This is a genomic window from Pectobacterium carotovorum (genome assembly GCF_900129615.1).
Taxonomy (GTDB): Bacteria; Pseudomonadota; Gammaproteobacteria; order Enterobacterales; family Enterobacteriaceae; genus Pectobacterium; species Pectobacterium carotovorum.
In genome coordinates, this window is record NZ_FQWI01000004.1 from 89,349 (window position 1) to 103,173 (window position 13,825).

Annotated in this window: 10 protein-coding genes; 5 read left to right on the top strand and 5 right to left on the bottom strand. The window is 53.7% G+C overall.

Going from position 1 to position 13,825, the window contains the following annotated elements; genetic code table 11:
- Nucleotides 1-223: 223 nt before the first annotated feature.
- Nucleotides 224-754 (top strand): inorganic diphosphatase, encoded by a 531-nt coding sequence (gene ppa / locus BUB06_RS10030; protein WP_010278977.1) that lies wholly within the window; start codon nucleotides 224-226, stop codon nucleotides 752-754.
- Nucleotides 755-869: 115 nt separating this feature from the next.
- Here the strand turns inward: ppa and BUB06_RS10035 are convergent, their stop codons facing one another.
- Genes BUB06_RS10035 through tamA form a run of 3 tightly spaced genes read right to left on the bottom strand, consistent with a single transcriptional unit; the run spans nucleotide 870 to nucleotide 6,981 of the window.
- Nucleotides 870-1,229 (bottom strand): gamma-glutamylcyclotransferase family protein, encoded by a 360-nt coding sequence (locus BUB06_RS10035; protein WP_039470221.1) that lies wholly within the window; start codon nucleotides 1,227-1,229, stop codon nucleotides 870-872.
- 2 nt (nucleotides 1,230-1,231) lie between these two features.
- Entirely contained in the window at nucleotides 1,232-5,269 is a 4,038-nt protein-coding gene (tamB, locus tag BUB06_RS10040) for an autotransporter assembly complex protein TamB (RefSeq protein WP_039470219.1), read from the bottom strand.
- A complete protein-coding gene (gene tamA, locus BUB06_RS10045) occupies nucleotides 5,266-6,981 on the bottom strand; it encodes an autotransporter assembly complex protein TamA (RefSeq protein WP_029368859.1) in 1,716 nt (571 codons plus the stop codon). Before tamA ends, tamB begins: the two co-directional genes overlap by 4 nt.
- 584 nt (nucleotides 6,982-7,565) lie before the next feature.
- On the opposite strand from tamA, the gene msrA reads away from it, so the two are divergent.
- Nucleotides 7,566-8,204, top strand: a complete 639-nt coding sequence (msrA, locus tag BUB06_RS10050; protein WP_039470217.1) for a peptide-methionine (S)-S-oxide reductase MsrA — start codon at nucleotides 7,566-7,568, stop codon at nucleotides 8,202-8,204.
- A gap of 171 nt (nucleotides 8,205-8,375) precedes the next feature.
- Nucleotides 8,376-9,701: a polyamine export protein PaeA gene (gene paeA, locus BUB06_RS10055; protein ID WP_010306471.1), complete on the top strand. Its 1,326-nt coding sequence runs from the start codon at nucleotides 8,376-8,378 to the stop codon at nucleotides 9,699-9,701.
- 59 nt (nucleotides 9,702-9,760) lie between these two features.
- Here the strand turns inward: paeA and BUB06_RS10060 are convergent, their stop codons facing one another.
- Nucleotides 9,761-9,967 (bottom strand): DUF1107 domain-containing protein, encoded by a 207-nt coding sequence (locus BUB06_RS10060; RefSeq protein WP_005974755.1) that lies wholly within the window; start codon nucleotides 9,965-9,967, stop codon nucleotides 9,761-9,763.
- A 345-nt stretch (nucleotides 9,968-10,312) separates the two neighbouring features.
- On the opposite strand from BUB06_RS10060, the gene BUB06_RS10065 reads away from it, so the two are divergent.
- A complete protein-coding gene (locus tag BUB06_RS10065) occupies nucleotides 10,313-10,882 on the top strand; it encodes a YtfJ family protein (protein WP_039470216.1) in 570 nt (189 codons plus the stop codon).
- Nucleotides 10,883-10,893: 11 nt separating this feature from the next.
- Here BUB06_RS10065 and cysQ read toward each other — a convergent pair whose 3' ends face one another.
- Complete coding sequence (cysQ, locus tag BUB06_RS10070) at nucleotides 10,894-11,634, bottom strand: 3'(2'),5'-bisphosphate nucleotidase CysQ (protein WP_039470215.1); 741 nt, start codon at nucleotides 11,632-11,634, stop codon at nucleotides 10,894-10,896.
- A 214-nt stretch (nucleotides 11,635-11,848) separates the two neighbouring features.
- Here cysQ and BUB06_RS10075 point away from each other — a divergent pair, with 214 nt between their 5' ends.
- Nucleotides 11,849-13,801, top strand: a complete 1,953-nt coding sequence (locus tag BUB06_RS10075) for a bifunctional 2',3'-cyclic-nucleotide 2'-phosphodiesterase/3'-nucleotidase (RefSeq protein WP_039470214.1) — start codon at nucleotides 11,849-11,851, stop codon at nucleotides 13,799-13,801.
- Nucleotides 13,802-13,825 lie beyond the last annotated feature (24 nt).

Below are 13,825 nucleotides of genomic sequence, written 5' to 3' on the forward strand. Positions count from 1 at the left end.
TAAATAAATGCGGAGAAAAGCTCTGCATAACGTGATCTTGATCATGTTCCCTATCGGTAACAAACCTGCTTTCTTTAAAGAAACTTTAGTAACGAAAGTATTTTTACTTAAACGACTCGTGCAAGCGCATCGCGCCTTGCACACGCTAAAAATCGGGGACATTAAACGCTTTTTGGCTATAATGACGGCCACGCTATTTCAGGTTTAAGAGAAGGAAACCGACATGAGTCTGAACAATGTCCCGGCGGGTAAAGATCTGCCGGAAGATATCTATGTAGTGATTGAAATTCCCGCGAACGCCGATCCGATCAAATATGAAATTGATAAAGATACCGGTGCGCTGTTTGTAGACCGTTTCATGTCTACGGCCATGTTCTACCCGTGCAACTACGGCTACATCAACCACACGCTGTCTCTGGATGGTGATCCGGTTGACGTTCTGGTTCCGACCCCGTATCCGTTGCAGCCGGGCTCAGTGATCCGTTGCCGTCCTGTTGGCGTGCTGAAAATGACTGACGAAGCGGGCGAAGATGCCAAGCTGGTTGCCGTTCCGCACAGCAAGCTGACTAAAGAATACGATCACATTAAAGACGTTAACGACCTGCCTGAACTGCTGCGTGCACAGATCGGCCACTTCTTTGAACACTACAAAGATCTGGAAAAAGGCAAATGGGTTAAAGTTGAAGGTTGGGATAACGCTGCTGCGGCAAAAGCCGAGATCGTTGCTTCCTTCGAGCGCGCGAAAAACAAATAAGCGCCACACGATATGCATTAAAGCCCTTATGGGCTCAAGATATCGCATGATCAAAAACACCGCCTTGCGCGGTGTTTTTATTTATGGCGACCATGACTTGATTGGCTACTCGGCCTCAAGCCTCTTCTTCATCTTCTTCGCTGCGCTTTAGCCAGTCACCGCTGGCAATACGCGTCAGCCCTACAACAGGATGTTTGTACAGATAGATCCAGGCACTGCCCAGAGGCGTACGAATCAGCTCACGTTGGTATTCGTGGCCGTCCCGCTTTAAAGCATCCAGCTCAGTCAAAATCGACGAACTAATGCGATAGACCTCACAATGGATTTCTCCATCACCGGGTACGACTGCCGGATAATGGCCGAGATCGTACAGCTCGAAACCCGCGAGCTGACAGTCCCCTAACCATTGCGCATTTGTCATCCAATGACTGTTTCCCTGTTTGCGTCGTAAACTGCCGTAAACAATAATTCGCATCGCTAGAACTCAAACTGATAGAGCACATCTAATGCCTGGCTAATTCCAGACACCGCTTCCAAGTATAGTTTTGGCATCAGGCGATAACGTAGCGTTAACGTTGCCAAAGAATCGAATATGCCAACACCATATTTTACTTGCAGACCCGGAAGGACGTAGCCGCTGACGACAACCTGAGAATTATCGCCAACACCCTGTGTATCCAGAGCTAAATTACTTACGCCAAAGGCCTCGCCGATTTTACCCACAACTTGACCACTTTGTGCAACCCCTAAACCGACTAACATTGAGGTCATTGCCGAGCTATCTGCTCCGCCGCTGTCCAAACCCTGTCCGCGCAGCAGATAAGAGAGCGCTTCCTGCTGTGACATGGCCGGATCGGAGAAGACTTCCAGCTTCGGTGTCGCGGCCATGCCAGTGACGCGCACGCCGGCAATGACGTCATTCGCCGTGTTGTCTGGGTTACGAATGGCTTCGATATTCAGGATCGGCTGATCCGGTGGGCCGGAGAACAGAATCAACCCTTTGCGGACGATCAGATCCTGCCCGTAGGCTTTAAAGCGGCCAGACGGAATGTCGATCTGGCCGTTCAGCCCTAATCCGCGCTCGTCCTGAACCATTTTCAGGTCGCCCTGTAGGCGAGCAGCCAGCCCGAACGCATCCAGTTGCACATCATTACCGACGCGGATCGTCAGGTTGCTGTTAATCGGAATCCCGGCGCTGGCTTTCTTCAGCGGCTGACGCTGGGCATCCAGCATCACTTCATCCGATGACACCGCCACCGCGCTTTCCGGCATGTCTTTAACGACAATGCGCGCCCACGGAATACTGACCGATCCGTTTAGCGCAAACAGCTGCGGCGTGGCCTCGAAGACAATATCCGGCGAGACATCCAGCCGCGCCATCGGCGGAACCGTCACCCGCAGCTTCTGGCCTTTCGCTGCGATCCGCGCACGCCAGGCATCAGGCCGTGACCAGTCTGCGTTCCCGCCGAGATTCAACTGCCCGTTATTCGTTTTCAGGAAGCCTTGCAGCGTTGACGACATCCCGCTGAAATTCACCGCCAGCCGCCCGTTGGTCAGATCGATCGGCATCCAGTTGCCATCAATATCCAACCGCTCCAGCACCATCTGACCGAAGAGCTGAGGACGCGCCGCATCCCCCGCCAGACGCAGGTTCGCATTCAGTATCCCCGCCGCTTTTTCTCCTTTACTCAACGCAGGGTTGAGCAAGGCCAACGAAATAGTGTTGATCGTGACGCTACCGCCGAGATTGCGCCGGCCCTGTGGATCGGTCACCTGAATATCACCGCTGAAGCGTCCGTTCTCGCGAATCGCCATCAGCCAGCCGAGCTGCGCCCGCCCGCGATCGAGCCCGGCATTCAGCGTAAAGGTATCAAAATCAATCGGCAGTGTGTTGCCCTGCATCTGCTGGCGAACGCTGACGCCGTTACCCACCAGCGACACTTTCGCCTGCGGTAAACCTTGCCCTGCCTGCCAGCTGATATCCACACCACCGGTGAACGTCCCGGCTAGCACCGTCTCCGCCGTCAGGAACGGTTTCAGCATAGCGAGATCGAAGCGGTTCAGTCGAATGCTCGCCTGTCCGCTCGGCCCAGCTTCAATTGCTTTTGGTACGCAAAGCTCTGCGTTCGGATTCCGCCAGCAGTGCGTGCCGATGGTGATCTTCTGCTGCGCATTCAGGTAATCCAACGCCATATCCTGCGTCAGACGCCATTCCCCCACCGGCGTGTCGAAGCGGGTATTGTTCAGCGTGCCGCGCCAGCGCTGTTCCTGACGATCGAAACTGCCCGAAAGTGCCAGTTGCCCGGCAACCGGTTCGCCCTGCATAGTCAGCCGGAGCTGATGCTGTTTCTCGTTACCGCTGGCATCCAGCGTCAGCAGCGCAATATTCAGGCCTTCTTGCTTCAGTGCCTCGAGGCGTACGGTCAGCTTGCCCTGAATCTGCTGCTCGGAGCGCACATCGCCTTCCACCCTCACACTGCTAATCGTCATCGCCTGCCAGCGCAGGCCAGAAGCCGTGATATCCGCCAGCATCTGCGGTTCACGCAGATTGCCACGTAATTTAAGTGTGCCGATGGCGCGCCCTGCCAGACCGGGCAACATGCCGTCCAGCGACGGCGCATTGATGTCTGCATCCAACTGCCACTTATCGCTCAGGTCGCCTTTGACGTTCAACTGGTTGCGGCCTAACGCCAGATTCAGCGCTGGAATTGTCCACTGGCCCGCCGCGTTACCGCGCAGTTCACCTCTGGCCGTGAGCTTATTCGCTTTCACGTTGCCGTCCAGACGCAATTCCGGCACCTGTAACTGCCAGCTACCGCCATAGACGCTGCCACGCGTCGTAATCTTGCCGTCTACTTTCGCGGGCCATTCAGGCCACTGTTTCGCGGTGTTAATCCCGTTCAGCACCAGCTCACTGCGCCAGCTTATGGCTTTGCTCCAGTCGATAAGCGCACTCAGATCGGCATTACCCTGCAACGCCGCCAGCCGCAGGCGGCTCAGCGTAAACTGCTGCTCGTTGCCTTTACCATCCAGCAGCAGCGTTGCGGGAGGAATATCCGCGCCGCTCAGATCGCCGCGCAGCGACAGCGCATAGTCGGTCACTTTGCCGTTAAAACGCAGCCTGATGTTGTCAGCCTGATATTGCGTCGCACCCGTCAGCGGCCAACGCACACGTTCGGTTTGCAGCGTCAACGCCAGCGGCAGCCCGGCTTCCGCCAGTTGAGTTTGCAGATCCAACTGCGCACGCTGCGGTCCCGAAAGGTTCAGCGCCACATTCAGTTGTTCGCGCAGGCCGCCATCAACCGTCAGTTTCAGCTTCTCGCCTTTGAGCGGATCAACGTTTAGCACGCCGTTCGCCGTCAACGAGACAGGCCAGTTATCGCTAAGCGTCGCTTCACCGCGCACATTCAATCCACCCTGTGGCGATTGCACGATCAACTTGTCCAGACGCAAATGCTGTTGCTGGGTCGATGCCTGTACGAAAAGGTTATTAATCAAAATGTCCTGATCGCCCGTCAGCCGTAGCTGTTCACCGTGAATCTCGACAATGTTCAGATCCAGCGGTAGCGTGAACTGCGGTAAATCAGGTAATAGCGGTTTGGAGAACAGCTCGCTCAGGCGCTCACCCAATGGCTGTTCAGGCACGGCAGGCTTGTCAGAGGCGCTATCCGTTTTTGGTGTCGATGCTGTCGGTACCGGAGCTGTCGTCGTGGCTGCCGCTACCGTATTATTTGCTTCTAGCACTTTATCAATTTGAAGCGTTTGCGAGGAGCCTTGCTCGGCCGCATCACGTACGTTTGCCACGGTTTCTTTGATGACAGACGCCATTTCCGCCGCCGTCACTTTGCCATCTTCCAGCACATCGACGGGGGTCTTCGGCAAGGCCACCAGCAGCGCGCTGATTTTGGTTGGCAGCAGCGTCAACGCGCGCCCTTCCCACTGCATTCCCGTGCGGAACTCGCCCAGTGAAATCGCCATGTCATCCACGGTAACCTGAACGTTGCTGAGCGTTAACTGACGCAGTGAAATCGGGAAGGGTGTTGAAATTTCCGTTACTGGCGTTGAAGGCGGCGGTGGTTCTGCCGCCACAGGCAAGGCTTTGGTATCCACAACCACATCGACACGGTTTGCCGACAGGTCATTGATGCACAGCTGACTTTTGCGCAGACAGCCCAGCGCGAGCGAGAGATGAAACTCATCGCTCTTTACCGTCACGCCCGGCATTTCGTAGCTGACGTTTTTCAGCGTTAAATCACGCCAGCCGCCGCTCACGCTGGCAATGTCCAGCCCCGGCACCACGCGTGCGGCGGTATTCAGCAACAGATGCAGGCCCGGCGTGGTTCCCACCAGCAATCCTAGCCCAACAACGAGAAGCAGTAAGAAGGCGACGATGCCAATACCGACTCTTTTCCACCAGCGCCCTTTCCGCGCAGGCGTCATCGGCACGTTGTCGTGCGCGACGTTTTCTTCCGCCACCGAATCCTGTACTTTTTTTTCGTTTTTCTCATCCATCATAATTCAGGCCCCAGTGCGATATAGAACTGAACATCGTTCTTCTTCTCTGCATCGCCGATCGGCATAGCAACATCGAGTTTCACCGGACCAATCGGCGAGGCCCAGCGGACACCGACGCCCGTACCGGTCTTGAAGTTACTCCGTTTGATGTCATTCACTGCTTCACCTGAATCAACAAAAACAGCGCCCCACCATTTTCCCGTCACGTTGTATTGGTATTCGAGCGAGCCAGTCGCCAACTTGGACGCACCGGTCAGTTTGCCGTCGCTGTCGCGCGGCGAAATAGATTTGTACTTATACCCACGAATGCTGCGATCGCCACCGGCAAAGAAACGCAGTGAAGGCGGAACGCGGGAGAAATTATTGGTCTCAATCCAGCCCAGATTGCCACGCGCCACAAAACGGTGTTTATCCGCCAGCGTACGAATCCAGACGTTTTGTGCCTGAACCACGGCAAAGTCGATATCCGATCCCCAGGTGGTGTCGGAAATGTCGATAGAATAACGTTGCGTATCGCCCCACACCGGCATCAGACCGCCGCGTTGGCGGGTTCGGTTAATGCTCACGCCCGGATAGATCAGCATCGTGGTATCCGTCACGCTTGCCTGCGTAAAGTGGTCGAGACTCCAGCGCAGGTTAATCGCGCGTTGCCAGCCGCTGGAGAGATCCCAGTAGCGCGCCACGTTCAGCGTGGTGCCATCGGATTTGGTATCGTTGAGATCTTCGCGCTTGAAACCACCTTGCAGCAGGTAATACTGCTCAAGCGGGTTCTTCAACAAGGGAATTTTGTAGCTAAAATCGAGCGATTGCTCCGGCGCAGACACGCTCAGGCTGCTTTCCAGACTGTGTCCCCGAGAGTTTACCCAAGGCTTATTCCAGGTCGTTTTAAAGCGGGGGCCAACATCCGTGGCATAGCCGACCCCGGTTTCAATCCGGTTACGGGTTCGCGGCGTCACTACGGCTTCCAGCGGCAGCACCTTGGAGCTTTTCGACTGTTCGAAATCAGGCGACACCACCACAGAGTTAAACCACCCCGTCGCAGAAAGGCGGCGGTTTAACTCACCAAGATCTTCACTGGTATAAGCATCGCCTTCGTGAAACGGCACCAGATTTTGCAGATAATCATCGCGGATTTGTGCGCCCTGAAAGTGTACGGCGCCAAAGCGATAGCGTTCACCGCTATCAAAGTCGATATCCCAAAACGCTTCTCTCTCTTCCCGCATCACGCCAAGCTGGCTTTGCTGGAAGCGCGCATCGAAATAGCCTTTGCGTAATGACAAACCGTTCAGCCCGCTTTTAAAACGATCGAAATCACCGTGATTCAACACCGAACCGATTTCGGGTCGATCGTCTTTAACCAGCTGTTGGTAGTCTTTATCGTCATGCGCACCGCCGCGCAGGGTGATGTTCACCCCGGCAATTTTTACCGGTTCACCGGGCGTGACGGTGGCAATCAATACGGGTCGTCCGCCATTAACGGCAGGCCGGAATTCGAAACCAATCTGTGGATCGTAGTAGCCGAGCGCGCGCAATCCCTGACGGATCGCTTCATCGACGCGTGATCGGAAACGCCCGTCGGCATTAACCTCATCGACCGCAATGGTAGATAAGCGCGCCCGTACATTCTTTTGTAACTGCCCTTCCAGCCCCATGACTTGCAGACGCACATTCGCCGCCTGGCTCTCTGGGGCCAGCATAAGCAGTGCGCACATCAGGCCAAGAACCCGGTATCGTGGCGCACCGCAGCCAGCAAAGCTATTTTTTTGTCCTGCTATGCCTTTTTGCCCGGTAACGCTTTTTTTTCCAATGAAACTTTTCGTTGAGATGAAAATAGTCACTGAGCTCCCTGATAAAATCGGTCTGTCGCCTAAAACCTATATCCCCGTCATACTTCAAGCTGCATGTGCGTTGGCTTCCCTTACTCACCCCAGTCACTTACTGATGTAAGCTCCTGAGGATTCGTGCGGTTGCCGCCTGCCTGCAACTCGAATTATTTAGGGTATAGCATGGCTTTTATCACTTCGCCCGCCGCATTGACGGCCGTCGTTGTACGCTTACCTGACAATCCGCCACGCAGCGCCGAAATCTCCTACCAACTTTGCATGATATTAGTGATAAATACTAATTTTCCATCTTAAGAATAGATTTTCACCTACAAACATCAATATGCGGCATTACAGATAAACATTACCTTAACATTAAACACCATGAAGATATAAAGACAGCCCCCTGCTTCTTGGTTATGCTTTCCATGAAAGCGGGTTATTTACCCAGTCTAGCTGGAGTTAACAACGTGATGAGTTCAATTGATAAAACACAGCGGATTACGCAATCCGATGCTCTACCCGGGCGTTCCACCCCCATGCCCGTCGCCAGGCTGCATGTCGTTCATGAACATTCCATGACGCATGTGCCGGACCCGATGTCTGTCGCTATTTTCGCGATGGGCTGTTTCTGGGGCGCTGAGCGTTTGTTCTGGCAACAGCCGGGCGTCTACAGCACCGCAGCAGGTTATATCGGGGGTTACACACCTAACCCGACCTACCGTGAAGTATGCAGCGGGCAAACCGACCACGCCGAAGCCGTGCGCGTCGTTTTCGATCCTGCGGTGATCAGCTATGAGCAGTTGCTGCGACTGTTTTGGGAAAATCACGACCCCGCGCAGGGTATGCGTCAGGGGGGCGATATCGGCAGCCAATACCGCTCTGCTATCTATACGCTCACGCCCGAGCAGGAACAGGCGGCACAAGAAAGCCTTCAGCGCTTTCAGCAGGCGATGAGGGAGAGCGGCGACGGTCGTGCTATCAGCACAGAAATCGAGCCTGCGGGCCCGTTCTATTATGCGGAAGACGACCACCAGCAATACCTGCACAAGAACCCGAACGGCTACTGTGGGTTAGGTGGCATCAGCATCTGTCTGCCGCCTCCGCGTTGACTGCTGGCGGTAATTTCACCGCTCCTGCTATAATGCCCCCGAACCGGGCTAATCCTCGCCCGGTTATGACCTTCAATAATGATCATAATGTGTTCACTTTTATGTGCTCACCTTTCTGAGGATCGCTGCGTCAATCTCGGCTCATGCGAAAACTTACCTAAAGTAAAAACTATGTTAAACAGTCTATTACTGATTCTTTGTCTTATTGCCATCAGTGCGTTTTTCTCGATTTCGGAGATCTCGCTGGCGGCGTCTCGTAAAATTAAACTCAAACTGATGGCCGATGAGGGAAACCTCAACGCCGATCTGGTGCTCAAGTTTCAAGAAACGCCGGGCATTTTCTTTACCGTGATTCAAATTGGCGTCAACGCCGTCGCGATTCTGGCCGGTATCATCGGCGATGCGGCATTTTCTCCGACCTTCTCCATGCTGTTTGAACGCTTCATGTCACCCGAAGCCGCAGATAAAGTCAGTTTCATCTGCTCATTCGTACTCGTCACCAGTCTGTTTATCCTGTTTGGCGATCTCACCCCGAAACGCATTGGTATGATTGCGCCGGAAACCGTCGCGGTCCGCATAATCAACCCCATGCGCTTCTGCCTGTTCCTCTTCCGTCCGCTGGTTTGGATCTTTAACGGTCTGGCTAACGTCATTTTCCGCCTGCTCAAGCTACCGATGGTGCGTAAAGATGACATCACGTCTGATGATATTTACGCCGTGGTGGAAGCCGGTGCGCTGGCTGGCGTACTGCGTAAGCAAGAACATGAGCTGATCGAGAATGTGTTTGAGCTGGAATCCCGTACCGTGCCGTCTTCGATGACCTCACGCGAAAGCGTGGTCTATTTCGATCTGCGCGAGCAGGAAGACAGCATTAAGGAAAAGATCGCCCAGCAGCCGCATTCCAAGTTTCTGGTTTGTGATGGCACGATCGATCAGATCGTCGGCTACGTGGATTCCAAAGACTTGCTGATTCGAGTGCTGGGAAATCAAAGCCTGACGCTCAGTAGCGGCGTGCAGATTCGTCCTGCGCTGATCGTACCGGATACGCTGACGCTGTCCGAAGCGTTAGAAAGCTTTAAAACCGCGGGCGAAGATTTCGCGGTCATTCTGAACGAATACGCGCTGATCGTCGGCATCATCACCCTTAACGATGTCATGACCACGCTGATGGGCGATCTCGTCGGTCAGGGAATGGAAGAGCAGATTGTCGCGCGCGATGAGAATTCCTGGCTGGTTGAAGGCGGTACGCCAATAGAAGACGTGATGCGTGCGCTGAATATTGATGATTTCCCGCATTCCGGCAACTACGAAACCATCGGCGGCTTCATGATGTATACGCTGCGGAAAATCCCGAAACGTACCGATGCGGTGCGCTTCTCTGGCTATAAATTTGAAGTGGTGGATATCGATAGCTACAAGATCGATCAGCTGCTGGTGACTCGTCTGGAAGACCGCCCGATTGTCTCATCAAGCGTGAAGATTGATAGCGACGATTAACCGCTAAAAGGCATGCATAAAAAACCAGAACGGCCCGCTACGGGCCGTTTCTTTATCACTCATCCCATCTCGGCCTGAAGCCGGATGACCTGGCGATTCACTTCGGACATCACCAGAAGATGCTGCTTATCCTGTTTCTTTGGCAATAGAATTTTGCCGTAGTCGAACTCAAAAGCACCAACCCCTTTTATGTACAGCCGCCCACGAAACAGGGTTTTCACATACTTGGCGACTTTCAAAGGATTGTAACGTTCGAAGATCCTCATCGTTTTACTCTCCCGTTTTATTTTTTACGCTCTCCCTTTCGCCAACATGGCTGAGGTTCTGGAGCGCTAATGAGATAACGGATACTGCTAGTTAGTGCTGTAAAACGGCATTTAGTTCCCCACTATTCAGTATTCTTAACTGCTTTTACAGATTTTTACAGAGTAGTGTTTAAGGAAACCCCTAGTCATCAGTATAAACCTTCAAAAATAAGGGTTTTGTGCACTCGGGCACAAACCGTTTTATCGCGGAGCAGGACAGACCAGTTTCCTGAATCTACGCTTATTCCATAGCCCGATATTTTCCATCATTGACATCGCATCGGGCCCCACACTGAAGGACATACCATGATAAAAATACGCCACCTGCTCCTCGCGCTCTCTATCACACCTCTGTTGGGTATCCCAGCCTTAGCCCATACGCTGGTGCTCAACCAATTGGTTCCTCCCGTCGGTGTCGCAGACAAGGGAGAACTTCAGTACCTTAATAATCAGTTTAGTTATAAAAACTGGAACAGTGCGCAATTGCCCGGAAAAGTGCGGGTGATACAACATATTGCTGGCCGCACCTCAGCCAAAGAGATGAACGATCCGCTCATCTCCGCACTGAAGGCCGCTAACCTACCGCATGATTATTACCAAACGACGACAATCGTGAATACCGACGATGCCATCATCGGCACCAGCATGTTTGTGCGCAGTAGCCTTGAGGACAACAAGAAAGCCTTCCCGTGGTCGCAGTTTATTGTCGACAGTAACGGCAACGTGCGGAAAACCTGGCAGCTCCAGCCACAAAGCTCAGCTATCGCCGTGCTGGATAAACAAGGGAAAGTCCGTTTCGTGAAGGATAGCGCGTTGAGCGGACAGGAAGTGCAGCAGGTGATGTCCCTGCTGCGCCAGTTGCTGGAAGAGAAATAGCGCTAAAGCAGTTAAAACAGGGAGACGCGAAAACCGGGGTTGAGGAAAGATTCACGCGGCGTGTAAGACAGAGTCTGTCCTTGCCAATCGTGAATCTGCGCCCCGGCTGCCACCGCCACCGCATGGCCTGCTGCGGTGTCCCAAATGTTGGTCGGCCCGAAGCGTGGGTAAAGCTGCGCTTCACCTTCCGCCACCAGACAAAATTTTAGCGATGACCCAATCGCCACCGTCTGGTGCTCACCCAGTTGATTGAGATAGTCCTTTAATTCGCGATCGGCATGAGAGCGGCTGACCACCACCAAAGGAGGCCGAGCCTGTTTCACCGTAATTTGCCGACGCTGGCCGTTCTCTTCTTTCCAGGCTTTACCCTCCGCCGCGGAGTACATCACGCCCGTAACCGGTACGTAAACCACGCCGAGTACGGCCTGACCGTTCTCGATCAGCGCAATATTCACCGTAAACTCGCCATTGCGGCTGAGGAACTCTTTGGTGCCATCCAACGGATCGACCAGCCAATAGCGCTGCCAGTGCCGACGGATTTCCCATTCAGGCGGATCTTCTTCTGACAGCAAAGGGATATCAGGATACGCCGCAGCCAAGCCATCCTTAATGACCCGATGCGCAGCAAGATCGGCGGCGGTTACTGGCGAATCATCTTTCTTGTGCGCGACATCTACGGGATGCTGCCCGTCATAAACCTGCATAATGGCAGCACCAGCATCACGGGCCAGTTGGCAAATAGGTTCTAGCATGATCTACCTCGTCGTTATCGGTTACGCGACGATAGCGTAACGCAGACTTCATCTCTGTCATTCATTATACATCTGTGAGGCAATCTACGATTATTGCCATTATTGATGTCATCCTCAGCATTTAGAGACGATAATCACTTTAACTTCATCATGATATGAAAGACACCCCCCGATCGCCTCACGCGTCGACAATTACCTCACAAGGAGTTACGCAATGAAGCATTCACTGGCACTCAGCCTGCTTGCTACGCTGGTCGCCACGACCGTTCATGCCGCTACCGTTGATCTACGGGTATTGGAAACCACCGATCTGCACAGCAATATGATGGACTTCGACTATTACAAGGATACGCCTACCGATAAATTTGGTCTGGTGCGTACCGCCAGCCTGATTCACGCCGCGCGCGAACAAGCCACCAACAGCGTGCTGGTGGATAACGGCGATTTGATCCAAGGCAGCCCGTTAGGGGATTACATGGCGGCGAAGGGGCTGAAGGCAGGCGATGTACATCCGGTTTATCAGGCGATGAACACGCTGGATTATTCCGTCGGCAATATCGGTAACCACGAATTCAACTATGGCCTGGACTATCTGCACAAGGCGCTGTCCGGCGCGAAATTCCCTTATGTGAACGCCAACGTGCTGGATGCGAAAACGGGCAAACCGCTGTTTACGCCTTACCACATTGAAAACAAGTCGGTCACCGACCGCGACGGCAAACAGCATACCCTGCGCATCGGCTATATTGGCTTCGTCCCGCCGCAGGTCATGGTGTGGGATAAAGCTAATCTGACCGGAAAAGTCACCGTAGAAGACATCACGGAGAGTGCCAAAAAGTGGGTACCGGAAATGCGCAAGCAAGGTGCCGATCTGGTGATTGTGATCCCTCACTCCGGTCTTTCTGCCGAGCCGTACAAAGCGATGGCGGAAAACTCCGTTTACTACCTCAGCCAAATTCCTGGCGTTGACGCGATCATGTTCGGTCATGCTCATGCAGTTTTCCCCAGCAATGACTTTGTGAACATCAAGGGCGCTGACATCAAACAGGGAACACTCAACGGCGTGCCTGCGGTGATGCCGGGGCAATGGGGTGACCACCTTGGCGTCGTCGATTTCACGCTGAATAACGACAGCGGCACATGGAAGGTAGAACAGGCGAAAGCGGAAGCCAGACCGATCTATGACAAAGCGCAGAAGAAATCACTGGCGGCGGAAGACGACAAGCTGGTGAAAGTACTGTCCGATGCCCACCAAAATACGCGCGAGTTTGTCAGCAAACCGATCGGTAAATCCGCAGACAACATGTATAGCTACCTGTCGCTGATTCAGGACGATCCGACCGTGCAGATCGTCAACAATGCCCAGCGCGCCTATGTAGAACACTTTATTCAGGGCGATCCCGATCTGGCCGATCTTCCCGTGCTGTCCGCTGCCGCGCCATTTAAAGCCGGTGGACGTAAAAACGATCCGGCCAGCTATGTCGAAGTAGAAAAAGGTCAACTCACCTTCCGTAACGCTGCCGATCTGTATCTCTACCCGAATACGCTGGTGGTAGTGAAAGTCAACGGACAGCAGGTGCAGGAGTGGCTGGAGTGCTCTGCGGGTCAGTTCAAACAAATCGATCCAAGCAAGCGTGAGCCGCAATCCCTGCTCAACTGGGACGGCTTCCGCACGTATAACTTCGACGTGATCGATGGCGTCAATTATCAGATTGATGTGACGCAGCCTGCCCGCTACGACAGCGAATGTGCGTTAATCAACGATAAATCACACCGTATCAAAGGGCTGACGTTTAACGGCAAACCGATCGATCCCAAAGCGACCTTCCTGATCGCCACCAATAACTACCGCGCCTACGGCGAGAAATTTGCCGGTACGGGTGAGAAGTACGTGGCCTTCGCCTCACCGGATGAAAACCGCTCCGTTCTGGCGGCCTACATCAGCGCGGAAACGCAAAAGTCGGGAGAAGTGAAACCGCAGGCCGATAACAACTGGCGTCTTGCCCCTATCGTCAGCGATACGCCGCTGGATATCCGCTTTGAAACATCACCGTCAGAGAAAGCCACGGCGTTTATCAAAGAGAAAGCGCAGTACCCGATGACGTCCGTCGGCAATGATGAAACGGGCTTTGCGGTTTATCGCCTTGACCTGCAACACGCGAAATAAGAGCTGACTGCCTTGTGATCCACA

Coding starts and splice junctions, on each gene's coding strand:
- ppa (WP_010278977.1), top strand. CDS start 224: ATGAGTCTGAACAATGTCCCGGCGGGTAAAGATCTGCCGGAAGATATC.
- BUB06_RS10035 (WP_039470221.1), bottom strand. CDS start 1,229: ATGCGAATTATTGTTTACGGCAGTTTACGACGCAAACAGGGAAACAGT.
- tamB (WP_039470219.1), bottom strand. CDS start 5,269: ATGATGGATGAGAAAAACGAAAAAAAAGTACAGGATTCGGTGGCGGAA.
- tamA (WP_029368859.1), bottom strand. CDS start 6,981: ATGTGCGCACTGCTTATGCTGGCCCCAGAGAGCCAGGCGGCGAATGTG.
- msrA (WP_039470217.1), top strand. CDS start 7,566: ATGAGTTCAATTGATAAAACACAGCGGATTACGCAATCCGATGCTCTA.
- paeA (WP_010306471.1), top strand. CDS start 8,376: ATGTTAAACAGTCTATTACTGATTCTTTGTCTTATTGCCATCAGTGCG.
- BUB06_RS10060 (WP_005974755.1), bottom strand. CDS start 9,967: ATGAGGATCTTCGAACGTTACAATCCTTTGAAAGTCGCCAAGTATGTG.
- BUB06_RS10065 (WP_039470216.1), top strand. CDS start 10,313: ATGATAAAAATACGCCACCTGCTCCTCGCGCTCTCTATCACACCTCTG.
- cysQ (WP_039470215.1), bottom strand. CDS start 11,634: ATGCTAGAACCTATTTGCCAACTGGCCCGTGATGCTGGTGCTGCCATT.
- BUB06_RS10075 (WP_039470214.1), top strand. CDS start 11,849: ATGAAGCATTCACTGGCACTCAGCCTGCTTGCTACGCTGGTCGCCACG.